The following is a 15,487-nucleotide window of genomic DNA, read 5'->3' on the forward strand; positions in this document are numbered from 1 at the left end:
CCTGGTTTGCGAAGAAAAAGAACAATGTGGGTCGTTAGCTCAGTTGGTAGAGCAGTTGACTTTTAATCAATTGGTCGCAGGTTCGAATCCTGCACGACCCACCATCCTTAAGGGCTCAGGTCCTGCTCGGCACTGCCAGGCGAAGGCAAACCACTGGTTTGCGAAGAACAACAATAATTCGGGTCGTTAGCTCAGTTGGTAGAGCAGTTGACTTTTAATCAATTGGTCGCAGGTTCGAATCCTGCACGACCCACCATTATTCGAAACCCCGCTGCTGCGGGGTTTTTTGTTATCTGTCCCCGGGCGTATAATGGCCCGGTACCCAGAAGTCAGTTGGTTCGAGGTTATGACCCAGATCCCCCAGGTAAACCTGGATTTGCCTTTTCCGCCCAAGCCTAAACCCCTGAGCGACGAACAAAAGGCCGATTACAAGGCGCGTATCAAGGCGCTGCTCAAGGCCCGTGACGCCGTGCTGGTGGCCCATTACTACACCGACCCCGAGATCCAGGCCCTGGCCGAAGAGACCGGCGGCTGTGTCTCCGATTCCTTGGAGATGGCCCGGTTCGGCAAGACCCACCCGGCCAAGACCCTGATCGTCGCCGGCGTGAAGTTCATGGGGGAAACGGCCAAGATCCTCAGCCCGGAAAAAACCGTGCTGATGCCCACCCTGGAGGCGACCTGCTCGCTGGATCTGGGTTGCCCGGCCGACCAGTTCAGCGCCTTTTGCGACGCCCACCCCGACCACACCGTGGTGGTCTATGCCAACACCTCGGCTGCCGTCAAAGCCCGGGCCGACTGGGTGGTGACCTCTTCCATCGCCCTGGAGATAGTCGAGCACCTGGACAGCCAGGGAAAAAAGATCCTCTGGGCCCCCGACAAACATCTGGGCGGCTACATCAACAAGCAAACCGGCGCCGACATGCTGCTGTGGCAAAGTGCCTGTATCGTCCATGATGAGTTCAAGACCCGGGCGCTGATGGACATGAAGGCCCTTTATCCCGACGCCGCCGTGCTGGTTCACCCCGAATCACCGGCCAGCATCGTCGAGATGGCCGACGCGGTCGGCTCCACTAGCCAGCTGATCAAGGCTGCCCAGACCCTGCCCAACAAGCGGCTGATTGTGGCCACCGACCGGGGCATCTTCTACAAGATGCAGCAGCTGTGCCCTGACAAGGAATTTGTGGAGGCTCCCACCGCAGGGGAGGGCGCCACCTGCCGTTCCTGTGCCCACTGCCCCTGGATGGCCATGAACGGCCTCAAGGCCATTTATGAGTCGCTGACAGCCGATGAGCTGCAGCCCCACGAAATTCATGTGGACCCGGCTTTGGCGGAAAAGGCCATGGTGCCCTTGAACCGAATGCTGGATTTTGCCGAAGATCTTAAGCTCAAGGTCAAAGGAAACGCCTGAAAAAACGCCACCGCAAGGTGGCGTTTTGCTGTGTTGCTCAAAAGCTCGCCGAACAAACGCTTAGGCTTGAAAAAGCGGTTGACCCCTTGGCACCTTGCCCCTAATATAGCGCCCCGTTGAGAGGCAAAACGCAGTGCGAAGCCCCTTAGCAAACAATATGGTGAGGTGTCCGAGTGGCTGAAGGAGCACGCCTGGAAAGTGTGTATACGGCAACGTATCGGGGGTTCGAATCCCCCCCTCACCGCCATATTAAGAAGAAGCCCGGTCTATGACCGGGCTTCTTCGTCTCTGCGGTTCGGCGGGGATATCATCTTGCTTGGCAAGATGCGAATACTCCGGCCAGGGTGGCATCAATGCCGCCCGCTACGTCACATCAGAAGCCAAAGCCCGTCCCATGACGGGCTTTTTTATGGCTGCTGTTCCAAGTCCAGCAGGAAGGCCTTTCGCTCCAGGCCGCCGGCGTAGCCGGTGAGGCTGCCGTTGGCGCCGATAACCCTGTGGCAGGGGATAAGGATGGACAACGGATTGCGGCCATTGGCGGCGGCCAGGGCCCGCACTGCGCTGGGCCTGCCCATGGCGGCGGCAAGCTCGCCGTAGCTGCGGGTTTGGCCGAAGGGAATGGCCTGGAGCTGGCGCCAGACCTGCTGCTGGAAAGATGTGCCCTTGGGGGCCAGGGGCAGGGCAAACTGCTGGCGTTGGCCGGCAAAGAACTCCGCTACCTGGCGGGCCGCCTCTTGCAGCAGGGGATCTTGGGGGGCTTGCTGCCAGCCGTCTTGGTCGGGAAAGTGCTTTTGCTCGGCAAACCAGGCGCCGATCAGGGCCTGGTCTTCGGCCACCAGGTACAGGACACCCAGGGGCGTCTCGAGGGGCAGGACGTTTTTCATAAGGTGCTCCACAGGTGATGGGTTGCGTAGGCGCGCCAGGGGCTGTAGGGGGCCATGGCCTCGGCCAGGGCTTTGGGGGTTTTACAGCCGCTGGCAACCTTGAGGCCGTGGTCGTTTTCCGGCCAGGCGTCGGGCCAGTGCAGGGCGCGCATGGCGATATAGCTGGCTGTCCAGGGCCCTATGCCGGGAAGTGCCATCAGGGCCTCCTTAACCTGGTCGATATCGGCGGCAGGGCTCAAGTCCAGCCCTTGCTGGACGGCGCCGGCCAGGGCCAGGATGGCGCCGCTACGGCTGCGTATCACCCCCAGCTCGCCCAGTTGCGACTGGGCCAAAGCGGCCAGGGTGGCGGCATCGGGGAAATAATGGCTAAGACCCTGTGGGGCGTCCTGGCAGGACTCGCCCAGGGCGGCGATGCGCCCGGCCAGGGTGCGGGCGGCCGTCACGGTGATCTGCTGGCCAAGGATGGCCCGCACCGCCATTTCCAGGCCGTCAAAGGCGCCGGGTGCCCGCAGCCCCGCCTCCCCTGGCAAGGTGCCCAGGCCCAGGCTTATCTCCTGGGGATCGGCGTCCAGGTCAAAGAGGTGACGAAGGGCCGCCAAGATGGGCGGCACCGCCCTTAACAAGGAAGCGCTCAGCTCGACCCGCACTTCCCCATCTCCTAACCAGGCCCTGAGCCAGCCTTTGTGGACCTGGCCTTGGTAGCCTATCCGCACCGTACGCCAGTATTGACCGCCGGCGATGTGCTCGACCCCGGCAATGGCCCGGGCGGCCAGGAAGTTCAGCAAGGCTTGCCAGTCCAGGGGCGGGCGGTAACTCAGGCGAAACTCGGCCCTGTCCTGGCGGCGCTGCTGCTGGCCCCTTAGCTGCTTGGGGGACAATTGATAGCGCTCGGCAAAGAGGCTGTTCATGCGCCGCACACTGCCAAAACCGGCGGCCATGGCCACGTCGGTAACGGCCATGGCGGTATCGGCCAACAGCTTTTTGGCCAGCAGCAGCCGCTGGGTTTGGGCGTAGGCAACGGGAGAAACCCCAAACTGCTGGGTAAAGACCCGGCGCAGGTGCCGGTCGGTTACCCCTAGGCGCTGAGCCAGCTCTGCAAGGTTGGCCTCGTCGCCGGCGCGGATACATTCCTCGGCCCGCTTGGCCAGGCGCTGGCTGGCGTCGCTCCAAGCGTAGCCCGGTGCCAGTTCGGGGCGGCATTTGAGGCAGGGGCGAAAACCGGCGGCCTCGGCGGCGGCGGCATTGGCAAAGTAGCGGCAGTTTTCGGCCAGGGGCTTGCGAGCCGGGCAGACCGGGCGGCAATAAATACCGGTACTGAGGACACCCGCATAGAAGCGGCCGTCAAAACGGCTGTCGCGGCTGACTAGGGCCTGGTAGCAGGCATTGGGGTCCAGTTTCATGGGCAGGCTCCTGTGAATTGCTGTCCATGATAACCAGCAGAGCCGGTGCTAGCTCGCCGTTTTCGGACATGGACTTGTAACTTGGCGGGCCTGAAAGAAAAAAGGCGCCGGGTGGCGCCTTGGGATCAGTGACCCAGCACCTCGGCCAGGGCGGCCAGGCAAAGGGTGACGTTTTCGCGGCGGGCCCCGTAGCCCATCAGGCCGATGCGCCAGGCCTTGCCGGCCAGGTCGCCAAGGCCGGCGCCTATTTCCAGGTTGTAGTCGTTAAGGAGGCGGGCGCGCACGGCGCCGTCGTCCACCCCGTCTGGGATACGCACCGTGTTGAGCTGGGGCAGGCGCTCCCCTTCGGGCACGATAAGCTCAAGGCCCAGCTTGGCCAGGCCGCCGGCCAGCAGCTCGTGCATTTGGCTGTGGCGCAGCCAGCTTTGCTCCAACCCCTCGTTGTGGAGCTGGACCAGGGCTTCGTGCAGGGCGTAGAGGGCATTGACCGGGGCCGTATGATGGTAGCTGCGCTTACCGCTGCCTTCCCAGTAACCCATCACCAGGCTTTGGTCCAGGAACCAGCTTTGCACCGGGGTTTGGCGGCTTTTGATCTTGTCGACGGCCTTTTGGCTGAAACTGACCGGGGACAGGCCCGGCACGCAGGACAGGCACTTTTGGCTGCCCGAATAGATGGCATCGATGCCCCATTCGTCCACCTTGACCGGCACCCCGCCCAGGCTGGTGACGGCGTCCACTATGGTCAGCATGCCCGCTGCCTGGGCCAGGGCGCAAAGGGCCTTGGCGTCGGACAGGGCGCCGGTAGAGGTTTCGGCATGGACAAAGGCCAGGAACTTGGCGTCGGGGTGGGCCTTGATAGCCTGAGCTACCTTGTCTACTTCCACGGCCCGGCCCCAGGGGCTGTCCACCACCACAGCTTCGGCGCCCAGGCGCTTGACGTTCTCCAGCATGCGGCCACCGAAGACGCCGTTACGGCAAACGATCACCTTCTCACCCGGCTCCACCAGGTTGACGAAACAGGCTTCCATGCCGGCGCTGCCGGGGGCCGAGATGGCCAGGGTCATGGGGTTGCTGGTTTGAAAGGCGTATTGGAGCAGTGCCTTGAGCTCGTCCATCATCTGGATGAACAAGGGGTCCAGGTGGCCAAGGGTAGGGCGGCTCAGGGCCGAGAGCACGTTGGGGTAGACGTCGGAGGGGCCTGGCCCCATCAGGGTGCGCCTGGGGGGAATAAAGGACTGGTAGGGCATAAGAGTTCTCTGTTGGGTTTTTCTCCATGGTGCGAAGAAAAACCCGCCAGTGCAACTTAGAAGGGCAGGGGCGCCACCAACCGCAGTTTTTCGCCTGTCACCGGATGGGCCAATTGCAGCCAGTGGGCGTGCAGCATCAGCCGGTCGGCCGCTGCCAGAGCCTGGCCGTCGGCATAGAAGCGGTCCCCCAGAATGGGGCAGCCCAGGGCCTGCATGTGCACCCTCAGCTGGTGGGAGCGGCCGGTGACGGGAGTCATCTCCACCCGGCTGTAATCTTCGAAGCGCTCGCTGACTTTGTAGTGAGTGAGCGCGTGCTTACCCTCTTCGTGCGACACCATCTGTTTTGGCCTGTTGGGCCAGTCGCAAACCAGGGGCAGCTCCACCTTGCCGGACAGGGGCTCGGGGCAGCCCCAGATCAGGGCCTGGTAACCCTTGTGGGTTTGGCGGTCCTGGAACTGGCCTTTGAGGGCCCGCTCTGCTTCCTTGGTCAAGGCCAGCACCAGCACCCCTGAGGTGTCCATGTCCAGGCGATGCACCGCTTCGGCCTTGGGGTGGCGCTGGCGAACCCGGCTGACCACCGAATCTTTATGGGCCTCTTCACGCCCAGGCACCGACAACAGGCCTGAGGGTTTGTCCACGACCAGCAGCTGGGCGTCTTCATAGAGGATGGCCAGGGGGCCTGTAGGGGGGGCATAGACCAGGGGTTGCATCGGGGTCTCCACAAAAACCGGCGACACCTTAGCACATCAGCGCTTAGCCTTGGAAAATTCCAACCAGTAGCTGGCTACCCGCTGCTGGTACTTTTCCTTGTAGTGCTCGGTCTTGGAATGATAGCGCCCCACCGCCTCCCAGATATCCCCCTGGGTTTGGTCTAGGTGGCCGCGAAAGAGCCGGGCCGCCACATGGACATTGGTGCAGGTGTCGTAGGCCAGGGTGGTGAGGGTAAGCTTCGGGTAAAAGCGCTGCATCTCGGGCAGGTGGATGGAATTGATCTGGGCCACCCCCAAGTCCAGGGTGCCGTTGCTGTTGGCGTTCATACTGCCCTTTTGGCCCCCTTCGGCCTTGATGATGGCATAGAGCAGGGAGCTGGCCAGCTTGAAATCCAGGGCGGCCTTGGATACGCAGAGCTTGAGCTCCTCTACTGGCACTGGCGACGGCGGTGGTAGATCCATGGGCAAGCGTCTTAATTATGTTGCTAAAAAGTGTAGCTTTTGCCGAGCAGGGAAGAAAGTGCCGTTTTTGTGTGCAAACGGACCCGGTTGCCTTGCCGTCGGTGGGGGGGGTATGGATAATGACGCTCGGCGACCTCTCCGGTCCCCTCGCAACGATACCCTGTGAACCTGGTCAGGTCCGGAAGGAAGCAGCCACAGCAGGTGACTCGTGTGCCGGGGTGCGGCTGGAGAGGGAGCCACCTTCCTTGCCCTATAGATCTCCCTGACGTAGCCTTCTGCCTGATAACAACAACAGGCCACTTAGGTTATGCGCAAAAATACTCACGCCTGCTACTACAGCGACTACCTGCAACTGGACAAGCTCCTTGGCGCCCAAGCCATGGAAAGCGAAAAGCACGGGCACCCGGCCCACGACGAGATGCTTTTCATCGTTACCCACCAGGCCTATGAGCTGTGGTTTAAGCAGCTGCTCCATGAACTGCGTTCGGTGATGGCCCTGATGGGGGACCCGGTGCTGGACGACAGAGCCCTGGCCACCATAGTGCACCGCCTCAAGCGTTTTACCGTCATTCAAAAGCTCATCAACGAGCAGATTAGCGTGCTGGAAACCATGTCTCCCCAGGATTTTCTCGAATTTCGCGACTACCTGGTGCCGGCGTCGGGCTTTCAGTCGGTGCAGTTCAAGGAGCTGGAGATCCGCCTGGGGCTGCGCCGTTCCCAGCGCACCGAGGCAGACCGCCAGTTCTTTTATTCCCGCCTTAACGAGGCCGACAGGACCTACCTGCTGGCCCTGGAACAGCAGGAGACCTTGACCTGCCAACTGGACCGCTGGCTGTCGCGGCTGCCGCTGCTGAAATTCGAGGGTTTTGCCTTCTGGGAACATTACCGCCGGGGGGCCCAGGATATGCTGGACTCCGACGAGGCCATTATCCGCCAGACCTTCGAAGGAGACAGCCTGACCAGCCAGCTGGACGAGCTGGACGGCACCCGGGCCCGTTTCCAGGCCCTGTTCGACGACAGCCATTACCAGCGGCTGCTGGCCGAGGGGCAGCTGTCACTGAGCCATGACGCCATGATGTCGGCGCTCTTTATCAACCTCTACCGGGACGAGCCCTTGTTCCAGTTGCCGTTCCAACTGCTGACCAGCCTGATGGAAATCGACGAGCTGTTTACCGCCTGGCGCTATCGCCATGTGCTGATGGTGCAGCGGATGCTGGGATCCAAGATAGGTACCGGCGGGTCCAGCGGCAGCGACTACCTGCGCCGCAATACCGAGGCCAACAGGCTGTTTCGCGATCTCTACGCCATTTCCACCTACCTGCTGCCCAAGCACGCCCTGCCGGTATTGCCGGACAAGGTGAAAAAACGCCTGGGCTTTAGCCTGGGGGGCGACTGATAAAAAAGCGGGCCAAGGCCCGCTTTTTTTATGGCGCCAGTTCGGCGGCAGCTTTAAACAGCAGCCGATGCAGGTTCACCACCCCTTGCAGGTCCCGCTGGTAGCCGCCACCGATAACGGCGGCCACCGGAATATCCTTGGCAAGGCAACGGGACAACACCAGGCGGTCACGGTGCAAAAGCCCCTGGCTGCTGACCTTGAAATGGCCCAGCTCGTCGTCGGCATGGATATCCACGCCGGCATCGTAGAGCACCAGGTCCGGCTGGTAGTAACGCAGGGCCAAGTCCAGGGCGTCGGTCACGGCATCCAGATAGGGCTGGTCGGTCAGGCCCTCTGGCAGGGCCACGTCGAGATCCGAGTCGGGCTTTCTGGCCGGGTAGTTGCGCTGGGCATGGACAGACACACTGATGCAGTCGGGGTGCTGGGCCAGCATGGTGGCGGTGCCGTCGCCCTGATGCACGTCGCAGTCAAATACCAGTACCCGGCGCGCCTTGCCTTGGTCCACCAGGGTTTGGGCGGCCATGGCCAGGTCGTTAAAGATGCAAAAGCCGCCGCCCTGGGCGTAGTGGGCGTGATGGTAGCCACCGGACAGATGCAGGGCCAGGCCATGGTCCAGCGCCAGTTCGGCGCACAGCAAGGTGCCCTTGTTGGCAGCCAGGGTGCGCTCAATCAGCTGGTCGCTCATGGGAAAGCCGATGCGCCTGGCCATGGTGGCCGGTAGCGACTGGCTGAGAAAGCCCTGCACATAGTCAGGGCAGTGCCAGTGGGCCGGGTAGAGGGGATCGGGCTCGGCGCTGAAATAGCGGTGGGCAACGGCTGCCAAGTCTTCTGCCAGCCCTTCTTTTAGCCGCAGGTATTTACCTACCGGAAAACGGTGGTTGGCCGGCAGCGGAAAGCTGTAACTGGGGTGGTAAACCAGGGGCAGCATCAGTGCTGTTGGTTAAGCCAGTCTTTAAAGCGCTGGCGCGTGGCGTCGTCGGCCTGGCTCCACCAGTACTGGAGCTGCTGCTCGGCCATGCTTTGGGCGGCGGCAGGGTCGGCCGGGGCCTTGGGGGGCGCTTCGGGGCGCGGTGCCAGGGTGGCAAGAGCCTTGCCTTTACTGCCTTCCAGCACGAAGGAGGGGGCTTCTTGCCAGGCCTTGGCCGCATCGATATCGATAAGCTCGGGGGTGGTGAGCTGGTACTGGCCTTCGGCAGGGATCTGAATCGTTATCCAGTGCTCGTCGACGGTGACCTTGGTGTGGGAGTCGAAGCCGTCATCAAAAATCTTCGAATAGCTGACTTTCAGCTGGTGTTTGCCGGGGCTCAGGGTCAGCTTGTCGGTCTTGTTCCAGAGGTAGTTTTTCACTTCCTGGTTGTCCAGCTGATGGACATAGACCGCATCGGCCAGGGTCAGTTCGGCGGCCTGGGCGGACAGGCCAAGGGTGCACAGGGCTACAAAAGACATCAAACGCATTATTGCCTCCAGGCAGCCTCCAGGGCTTCCAGTCGTTCTTCCAGTTCGGTGATCGCCTGGCGGCAGCGCCCCAGACGTTGGTACTGGCGTAGTATTTCAGCCTGATGTTGCATAGTCATGAATCTGTCATTTTTTAGCTGACGGATCTTCTGGTCAAGACGCCGCTCGTATTCCTTGTATTCCTTGAGCTTGTCGTACAAGGGCCGGTAGCGGCCCACCACCGCCCTGAGCTGCGGGGCTATGGCGGGGCCGGTGGCGTCGGTCAGTTCATGCTGGCGTATGGCCCTGTTAAGGGCGGTGAACTGGTTTTCGAAGGCGTCGAGGCGGGCGCCGACAGCGCGAATGGACAGCTGCTGGGCCTGCTCGGCCAGGCTTTGCAGGCCTTGCTGCATTTCCAGCACATAAGGCACAAAGGCGCGGCCGGTTTGGCGAAAAAGTCCCGGTGGGAACACCGCCTTGTTGGGTTGGCGGGCCAGGCGGCCTTCTTTGGCCCGCATGCCATCGACCTGGCGGGCCCTGTCCAGCAACAGGCCTGCCGCCTCTTGCAGGCGGGTGATGGCATCAACTGGGGTCACCAGGCCTCCCAAGCCAGTTTGGCCGCCATGATCAGCACTACCGTGATGAACACGGGACGGATGAATTTGCCGCCAAAACGGATGGCGGAGTGGGCACCCAGGAAGGCCCCGACCATCAAGGCGGCGCCCATGGCCAGCCCCAGGCCCCAATGAATATGTCCCAGTATGGCGAAGGTAACCAGGGAGGTGGCATTGGAGATGAAGTTCATGGTCCTGGCCACACCGCTGGCGTGCAGTATGTCGAGCTTGTAGAGCGCCAGGGTGGAGACGGTCCAAAAAGCGCCGGTGCCGGGGCCAAAGACGCCGTCATAGGTGCCCAGGGTAAAGCCCTGCACCCCTTGTTTTAAGGGCAGGTGCTCCCCCTGGGGCTGGTGGCGGCGCCCTTCCTGGACCTTGGGCATAAAGAGGGTGTAGAGGGCGGCGCCGAAGATGGCCAGGGGCAGGGCCTTTTCCAGCCACTCGGCCTTGAGGAGATCCACAGCCAAGGCGCCGAACAGGGCGCCAAAGAGGGTGCCAAGGGCTGCCGTCTTCCAAAGAAGGGGATCGAACAGGCGCTTTTTGAAAAAGGTCCAGGATGCGGCGGAAGACCCAAAGGTAGAGGACAGCTTATTGGTACCCAGGGCCAGGTGGGGCGGCAGCCCTGCTGTCAGCAGCGCCGGCACCGTCAGCAGGCCGCCGCCCCCGGCGATGGCGTCGATAAAGCCGGCGGCGAAGGCCACCAGGGGCAACCACAGCCAGACATCGGGCTGCAACAACAGGTCGGTCACGTAGATACTCCTTGGGGCCGGGCTGGCTAGGGGTGGATCTCTCGGGTAAAGGGAGGCAGGGCGTCCAGCAGTTGGCGGCCGTAGCGTCGGCTGACCAAACGCCTGTCGAGGAGAACTATCCTGCCATAGTCGCTCTCCGAGCGCAGCAGCCGCCCGGCGGCCTGCACCAAGCGCCGGGCGACGTGCGGCAGGGCCAGGGTGGTAAAGGCGTTGCCGCCCTTGGCTTCAACGTATTCGGCCTGGGCCTGGCTGACCGGGTCGTCCGGCACCGCAAAGGGCAGCTTGGTGATAATGAGGTTGGTCAGCAGCTCCCCTTTAAGATCCAGCCCTTCGGCCAGGGCGCCGGTGCCAAACAGGATGGAGCCCTGGCCATTTTTAACGCGAAGGGCGTGGGCCTCCAGCATGGCCTGGCGATTTTCACGGCCCTGCACCAAAGGCGCCATGGGCAGCTTGCCTTCCAGCTTCTTGACCACAGCTTCCATCTGCCAATAGCTGGCAAAGAGCACCAGAGAGGCCTCGTTGCCCGGCAGCCATTGTGGCAATACCTCGGCCAGCTCGTCGGTAAAGGCACTGTCGCCCGGATCGGTTTTCATCTTGGGCAGGATAAGGGTGCCTTGGCGCGGGTAGTCGAAGGGGGAGGGCAGTACCTTATATTGGCAACCTTCCAGGGAGCCCAGGCCTAGCTCCCGGGCGGCGTGGCTAAAACCCTGGTGGCTTTGCAAAGTGGCGGACACCAACACGGCGCCGGCGCACTTTTCCCAGAGCTTGTGTTTGAGCTGACTGGCCACTTCGATGGGGGCCGCCGACAGCACCAGGTCCTTGTCGGTGCGCTCCAGCCACTTGGCCCAGGGGATCTTCTGCTCGGTGGCCAGGGCACCCCACAGCTTCTGCAGGCGTTCGGCACCCTCCATGGCGGTCAGCAACTGTTCCTGCAAGGCCAGCAGTTTGGGGGCACTGTCGCTGTCGATAAGGCTGATCACCTGCTGCAACTTGCCGTTGAGCTTCTGGGCGGCCGCATTTTGGTCCTCGGCCACGTCCTTGAGCCAACCGGGCAGTTTGCCTTCGGCAAAACGGTATTGGGCTTCTTGGGCAAAAGGCTGACGGTTAAGCCACTGGTAAACGCTTTGCTGGCCGCCGGCCAGTTCCTGGGCCGTGTCCTGCACCACCATGGCCGGGCCTACCAGGCTGTCTTTTCGCACCAAGCCCTGGAGTTCATCCAGCCAACCGGGGAGCTTGGTCAGCCAGTCCTTGTCTGCCAACAAGCGGCTGTGCTCTTGCAAAAAGGAGCGGGCACTTTCTGCCAGGTGGTGGGCTTCATCGATGATATAGAAACAATCGTCCGGGTCGGGCAATAGGGTACCGCCGCCCTGGACCATGTCGGTGAGCAGCACATGGTGGTTGACCACCCACAGGTCCACCTGCTCGGGGTTGGTGCGCACCTTGCCATAGGGGCAATCCTTGTGGCCCGGGCCGCTGCAGCTGAGGCGATCGCTTTCCAAATGGCGCCACTGCTCGTTGGCAATGGGCTTGGGCCAGCTGTCCCTGTCCCCGTCCCATTTGCCCCTGGCGTAGCTGTCCAGCAGCTTTTGGTAAAGGCTGACATCCGCAAAGAGGTCGGCAGCAGCAGCGGTACTGCGCAGCTTGTGCAGGCAGCAATAGCGTTGCCGGCCCTTTAGCAGCCTGGCTTCTACCTGGAGGCCGGCCTTCACCAGTTGATGGATGTCTTTTTTGATGAGTTGTTCTTGCAGGGCCACCGTTGCCGTTGCCACCACCACCTTGCGTTTATGGTGCCTGGCCACCGGCAGTGCGCCGATGAGATACCCCAAGGACTTGCCGACCCCGGTGCCGGCTTCGGCCATCAACAGCCGTTGTTGGCGGTGATAGTCCCCGCCCAGGGTCTTGGCCACTTCCGCTATCAGTAGCTGCTGACCCTTGCGAGGGCGAAAGTGGGGGTCCTGCTCACCCAGGCGGCGGTAAAGAGCTTGGATCTCGGATTTGGTCTTGTCGGACAGCACGGTAACGGCCACTCAGCTCAGGGTGCAGCCAGTCTAATGGCCTCAAAGGCAAGTGCAAGTAGAGGGACTTAATTTGGACACAAAAATGAATGGTTAATTAACGTGCATTCTGGAAATTTGATTGCACTGGCATTGTTAAATTCATTGTTTCGATTGTTGACGCATTTTTGTCAATAAAATGTTTAATCCAATGGTTTGAAATGAGGAAATTTTGTGGAACTGAACTACGGTTATTTTGCATTGAGGCATGGCGTTATTGCCAATGACTTAATAAAAAACCGTTTCAGGGAGAACACATCATGTATCGCAAAAGTAATCTTCATAAGGCCATCAGCAGTACCTTGATGGTGGCCCTTTCTTCCGGACTTTTGATTTCCCAAGCACAAGCGGCTGACGAAGATACGGTGGAGCGTATCGAGGTAACGGGATCGCGTATTAAACGTACCGATCTTGAAACGCCCGTGCCGGTGACAGTGATCTCCCGCCAGGATATCAAACAAATAGGCGCGATTAACGTTGCAGATATTCTGAATAACTCACCAGTAGCCATTGCCGGCTCGGACCAATCCAACAGCGCCTTTTCCACTACTACAGTGGGCCTCAATACCACAGAACTCAGAAACCTGGGGGAAGAGCGCACCCTGGTATTGGTTAACGGACGTCGTTTCGTGTCGGGTGTCGACCCGTCCACCGGCTACGCCGTCGACCTCAACGCTATTCCTGCAGCCCTGATTGAACGTATCGAAATTTTAAAAAGTGCTTCTTCTGCTATTTATGGTTCCGATGCCATAGCGGGGGTGGTGAATATCATCACGCGAAAAGACTTCGAAGGCGTGGAAGTGGATTTGCAAACCGGCGTTTCCGATGAAAATGATCGGGAGCAAAACACGATAAACATTACCACCGGTGGTAGCTGGAATGGGGGTAATGCATGGGTTTCAATTGGTTATGACAAGGACAACGGTCTTAAATCAACAGATCGTAAATTTTCAAGACATGATACAGCTATCTTGCTGGATGACAACGGCAAGGAAGTGCCTGGCGATTTATTCTCGTCTTTCCCGCCTCAAGGGCGAGTCACCTTCCGAAATGCCGCTGATACCGGCAACATTACCTTGAATGCGGACGGGACTCCTTACTCCGGCGGCTTTGACCGTGCAGCCTACCGTCAGCTGGTAACGCCCATCGAGCGTAAGTATGCGGCCGCTGGCATCAATCTGAACATCAACGAAGACGTTACCACCTGGACCGAGCTCAACTGGAACTCCACTGAGACCAAAGACTCCACCATTGAACCCACGCCCCTGGACATCATCAACGACGTTTGGTTGAAGGACCGCAACGGTACAGGGGGCATGGACATCAGCTCGCCGTTGATCCCCGACTTGCTGCGCCAGCAGCTGCAGGCTGAAGGGATCACCAACCTCAACCAGGCCGGCGCCTTCGTACGCCGTATGGTGGAATTTGGGCCGCGGTCCACCGATGTGCAGCGTGACACCATCAGGGTAGCAACAGGCCTTGACTACAACATCGACGACAACTGGCTGTGGTCCAGTTACATGACCTGGGGCCGCACCAAGCAGGACCAGGAGGACGGTGGCCAGGTCAATATCGAAAGAGCCGCCTTGGCGCTGGATGTTATCGATGACGGCAACGGCAATCTGGTGTGCCGCAATGAACTGGCGCGTCTGCAAGGCTGTGTTCCCTTGAACTTCTTCGGTGCCGGAACCGTCACCGATGCCGCAGTTGACTACATCAAAGTGCCTTCCAAGGCTGGTGGTAAGGCCGAACAGTTCATGCTGGCCACTGGAGCCACCGGGGAGTTGCCGTTGGAGCTGCCTGGCGGCTTGGTGTCCTTGGCTGGCGGTATCGAATACCGGGAAGAGCGGGGCAGCTTTAGCCCTGGGGATTTGGCCCAGACCGGGGCTTCTTCCACCAACAAGTCGGATCCCACTGATGGCACCATCCGCACCACAGACTACTACATGGAATTGGTGCTGCCGGTACTAGATAGCTTGGAAGTCGACTTGGCAGCCCGTTACTCCGACCATAGCGTGGTAGGGGGACAAACCACCTGGAACCTGGGTGTCCAATACTCGCCGATTGATGACCTGAAACTGCGCGCCTCCGCCGCGCGTGCAGTTCGTACTCCCAATATTGCCGAGCTATACGCTGGCCGGGGTGAGGATTTTTCCACCGTCGCTGACCCCTGTGCCGATGTGACCGCCACTACAACCGGCATCGTGGCGGAGAACTGCCGGTCCATTCCGGAAATTGCAGCGCGTATCGCTCGAGATGGGGCCTTTACCCTGACCCAGGCTGAGTTACAAGGTACTGGGGGCTTCGTAGGGGGAAATCCCGAGGTTAAGGAAGAAACGGCCGATACCTGGAGTGCTGGCTTTATCTGGCAAGCGGCAGAAGGGCTCTCTCTGACTGTCGACTACTATGACATTGCCATCGACGATGCCATTTTTGTTACCCCAAGGGGAACAGTGCTGCAACGTTGCTTCGGGTCCAGCGCTTTCTCGACCGATTGTAACGGCAACGCCATCCGTGACGCCAACGGCGCCCTTATCGAGGTCAACACCGGTACTTCCAACGAGAACAAGATAGATACCCGCGGTATCGATACCGAGGTGTCTTACGTGATGGACCTGTGGGGGGGCTCCTTCCGGGCTGACCTTATCTGGAACCATATGTTCGAGTGGACCCTCAGCAGCATTGCTGACGGGAGTTCCGTCGATTACGCCGGGGAAGTGCTTTACCCTGAGAACAGGGCTAACCTGAATCTGGCCTATAGCTACGATGCCTTCACCGTCGCCTGGCGCATGAGGTACTGGGATAGCGTGGTGGACTCTGTCGTAGAAGGTGAGAACTTCAACTTTAGCGATGGCGAACCCCTGACCGACTACAACAGCATCGATTCCTTCCTCTACCACGACCTTAACGGCAGCTACGCCATGACCGACAGGACTATCTTCAACGTCGGCATTCGCAACGTCTTCGACAAGAAGCCACCGTTGCTGCCCCAAGGCACTCTCAACGGTGCTACCGGCATCAATACCGCTTCAGAGGCTTACGATGTCACCGGCCGCTACTTCTTTGCCGGCGTCAACGTGAAGTTCTAGCGATTGAACTTGGTCCAACGTTCAGTATGAGTGAGAAGGC

General features: G+C 60.4%; 13 protein-coding genes, 3 tRNA genes and 1 other RNA gene. 7 read left to right on the plus strand and 10 right to left on the minus strand.

The genetic code is table 11. The features are described 5' to 3' along the window. Positions 1-28: 28 nt before the first annotated feature. From B3C1_RS16250 to B3C1_RS16265, 4 genes are all read left to right on the plus strand, one after another. Positions 29-104, plus strand: a tRNA-Lys gene (locus B3C1_RS16250). Positions 105-180: 76 nt separating this feature from the next. Beyond that, a tRNA-Lys gene (locus B3C1_RS16255) sits at positions 181-256 on the plus strand. A 90-nt stretch (positions 257-346) separates the two neighbouring features. Continuing rightward, positions 347-1,408, plus strand: coding sequence for a quinolinate synthase NadA (gene nadA, locus B3C1_RS16260; RefSeq protein WP_008486162.1), 1,062 nt, complete (start codon positions 347-349; stop codon positions 1,406-1,408). Positions 1,409-1,567: 159 nt separating this feature from the next. Further along, positions 1,568-1,655, plus strand: a tRNA-Ser gene (locus tag B3C1_RS16265). Positions 1,656-1,815: 160 nt separating this feature from the next. Here the strand turns inward: B3C1_RS16265 and B3C1_RS16270 are convergent. From B3C1_RS16270 to B3C1_RS16290, 5 genes are all read right to left on the minus strand, one after another. Then, positions 1,816-2,292, minus strand: coding sequence for a methylated-DNA--[protein]-cysteine S-methyltransferase (locus tag B3C1_RS16270; RefSeq protein WP_008486164.1), 477 nt, complete (start codon positions 2,290-2,292; stop codon positions 1,816-1,818). Next, entirely contained in the window at positions 2,289-3,692 is a 1,404-nt protein-coding gene (locus B3C1_RS16275; protein ID WP_008486165.1) for an Ada metal-binding domain-containing protein, read from the minus strand. The genes B3C1_RS16270 and B3C1_RS16275 overlap by 4 nt, the downstream gene beginning before the upstream one ends. 125 nt (positions 3,693-3,817) lie before the next feature. Then, a complete protein-coding gene (locus tag B3C1_RS16280) occupies positions 3,818-4,939 on the minus strand; it encodes a pyridoxal-phosphate-dependent aminotransferase family protein (RefSeq protein ID WP_008486166.1) in 1,122 nt (373 codons plus the stop codon). A gap of 56 nt (positions 4,940-4,995) precedes the next feature. Next, complete coding sequence (locus tag B3C1_RS16285) at positions 4,996-5,649, minus strand: RluA family pseudouridine synthase (protein WP_008486167.1); 654 nt, start codon at positions 5,647-5,649, stop codon at positions 4,996-4,998. Positions 5,650-5,685: 36 nt separating this feature from the next. Further along, positions 5,686-6,111, minus strand: coding sequence for a lytic transglycosylase domain-containing protein (locus B3C1_RS16290; RefSeq protein ID WP_083858377.1), 426 nt, complete (start codon positions 6,109-6,111; stop codon positions 5,686-5,688). A gap of 136 nt (positions 6,112-6,247) precedes the next feature. Between B3C1_RS16290 and ffs the strand changes: the two genes are divergently transcribed. Together ffs and B3C1_RS16295 are read left to right on the plus strand one after the other, a co-directional pair. Further along, positions 6,248-6,344, plus strand: an RNA gene (gene ffs, locus B3C1_RS19930) — signal recognition particle sRNA small type. A 74-nt stretch (positions 6,345-6,418) separates the two neighbouring features. Then, positions 6,419-7,507, plus strand: coding sequence for a tryptophan 2,3-dioxygenase family protein (locus B3C1_RS16295; RefSeq protein ID WP_008486169.1), 1,089 nt, complete (start codon positions 6,419-6,421; stop codon positions 7,505-7,507). A 28-nt stretch (positions 7,508-7,535) separates the two neighbouring features. On the opposite strand, the gene B3C1_RS16300 is transcribed toward B3C1_RS16295, so the two are convergent. The 5 genes from B3C1_RS16300 to dinG are packed head-to-tail and all read right to left on the minus strand — an operon-like array spanning position 7,536 to position 12,331. Continuing rightward, positions 7,536-8,435, minus strand: coding sequence for a histone deacetylase family protein (locus B3C1_RS16300; RefSeq protein WP_008486170.1), 900 nt, complete (start codon positions 8,433-8,435; stop codon positions 7,536-7,538). Continuing rightward, positions 8,435-8,962 carry a DUF2057 family protein gene (locus B3C1_RS16305; protein WP_008486172.1) on the minus strand — a complete coding sequence of 176 codons (528 nt, stop codon included), beginning with the start codon at positions 8,960-8,962 and terminating at the stop codon, positions 8,435-8,437. Before B3C1_RS16305 ends, B3C1_RS16300 begins: the two co-directional genes overlap by 1 nt. Further along, on the minus strand, positions 8,962-9,537 hold the full coding sequence (gene priC / locus B3C1_RS16310) for a primosomal replication protein PriC (RefSeq protein WP_156804598.1): 576 nt from the start codon (positions 9,535-9,537) through the stop codon (positions 8,962-8,964). The genes B3C1_RS16305 and priC overlap by 1 nt, the downstream gene beginning before the upstream one ends. Continuing rightward, positions 9,534-10,304: a TSUP family transporter gene (locus B3C1_RS16315; protein ID WP_008486175.1), complete on the minus strand. Its 771-nt coding sequence runs from the start codon at positions 10,302-10,304 to the stop codon at positions 9,534-9,536. The genes priC and B3C1_RS16315 overlap by 4 nt, the downstream gene beginning before the upstream one ends. A 26-nt stretch (positions 10,305-10,330) precedes the next feature. Next, a complete protein-coding gene (gene dinG / locus B3C1_RS16320; protein WP_051012943.1) occupies positions 10,331-12,331 on the minus strand; it encodes an ATP-dependent DNA helicase DinG in 2,001 nt (666 codons plus the stop codon). Between the two features lie 287 nt (positions 12,332-12,618). Here dinG and B3C1_RS16325 point away from each other — a divergent pair, with 287 nt between their 5' ends. After that, complete coding sequence (locus B3C1_RS16325; protein ID WP_008486177.1) at positions 12,619-15,447, plus strand: TonB-dependent receptor domain-containing protein; 2,829 nt, start codon at positions 12,619-12,621, stop codon at positions 15,445-15,447. Positions 15,448-15,487 lie beyond the last annotated feature (40 nt).

Source organism: Gallaecimonas xiamenensis 3-C-1, from assembly GCF_000299915.1.
GTDB lineage: Bacteria > Pseudomonadota > Gammaproteobacteria > Enterobacterales > Gallaecimonadaceae > Gallaecimonas > Gallaecimonas xiamenensis.

Bases quoted from the DNA above. Each gene is read 5' to 3' on its own strand.
- nadA (WP_008486162.1), top strand. From the start codon at position 347: ATGACCCAGATCCCCCAGGTAAACCTGGATTTGCCTTTTCCGCCCAAG.
- B3C1_RS16270 (WP_008486164.1), bottom strand. From the start codon at position 2,292: ATGAAAAACGTCCTGCCCCTCGAGACGCCCCTGGGTGTCCTGTACCTG.
- B3C1_RS16275 (WP_008486165.1), bottom strand. From the start codon at position 3,692: ATGAAACTGGACCCCAATGCCTGCTACCAGGCCCTAGTCAGCCGCGAC.
- B3C1_RS16280 (WP_008486166.1), bottom strand. From the start codon at position 4,939: ATGCCCTACCAGTCCTTTATTCCCCCCAGGCGCACCCTGATGGGGCCA.
- B3C1_RS16285 (WP_008486167.1), bottom strand. From the start codon at position 5,649: ATGCAACCCCTGGTCTATGCCCCCCCTACAGGCCCCCTGGCCATCCTC.
- B3C1_RS16290 (WP_083858377.1), bottom strand. From the start codon at position 6,111: ATGGATCTACCACCGCCGTCGCCAGTGCCAGTAGAGGAGCTCAAGCTC.
- B3C1_RS16295 (WP_008486169.1), top strand. From the start codon at position 6,419: ATGCGCAAAAATACTCACGCCTGCTACTACAGCGACTACCTGCAACTG.
- B3C1_RS16300 (WP_008486170.1), bottom strand. From the start codon at position 8,435: ATGCTGCCCCTGGTTTACCACCCCAGTTACAGCTTTCCGCTGCCGGCC.
- B3C1_RS16305 (WP_008486172.1), bottom strand. From the start codon at position 8,962: ATGCGTTTGATGTCTTTTGTAGCCCTGTGCACCCTTGGCCTGTCCGCC.
- B3C1_RS16325 (WP_008486177.1), top strand. From the start codon at position 12,619: ATGTATCGCAAAAGTAATCTTCATAAGGCCATCAGCAGTACCTTGATG.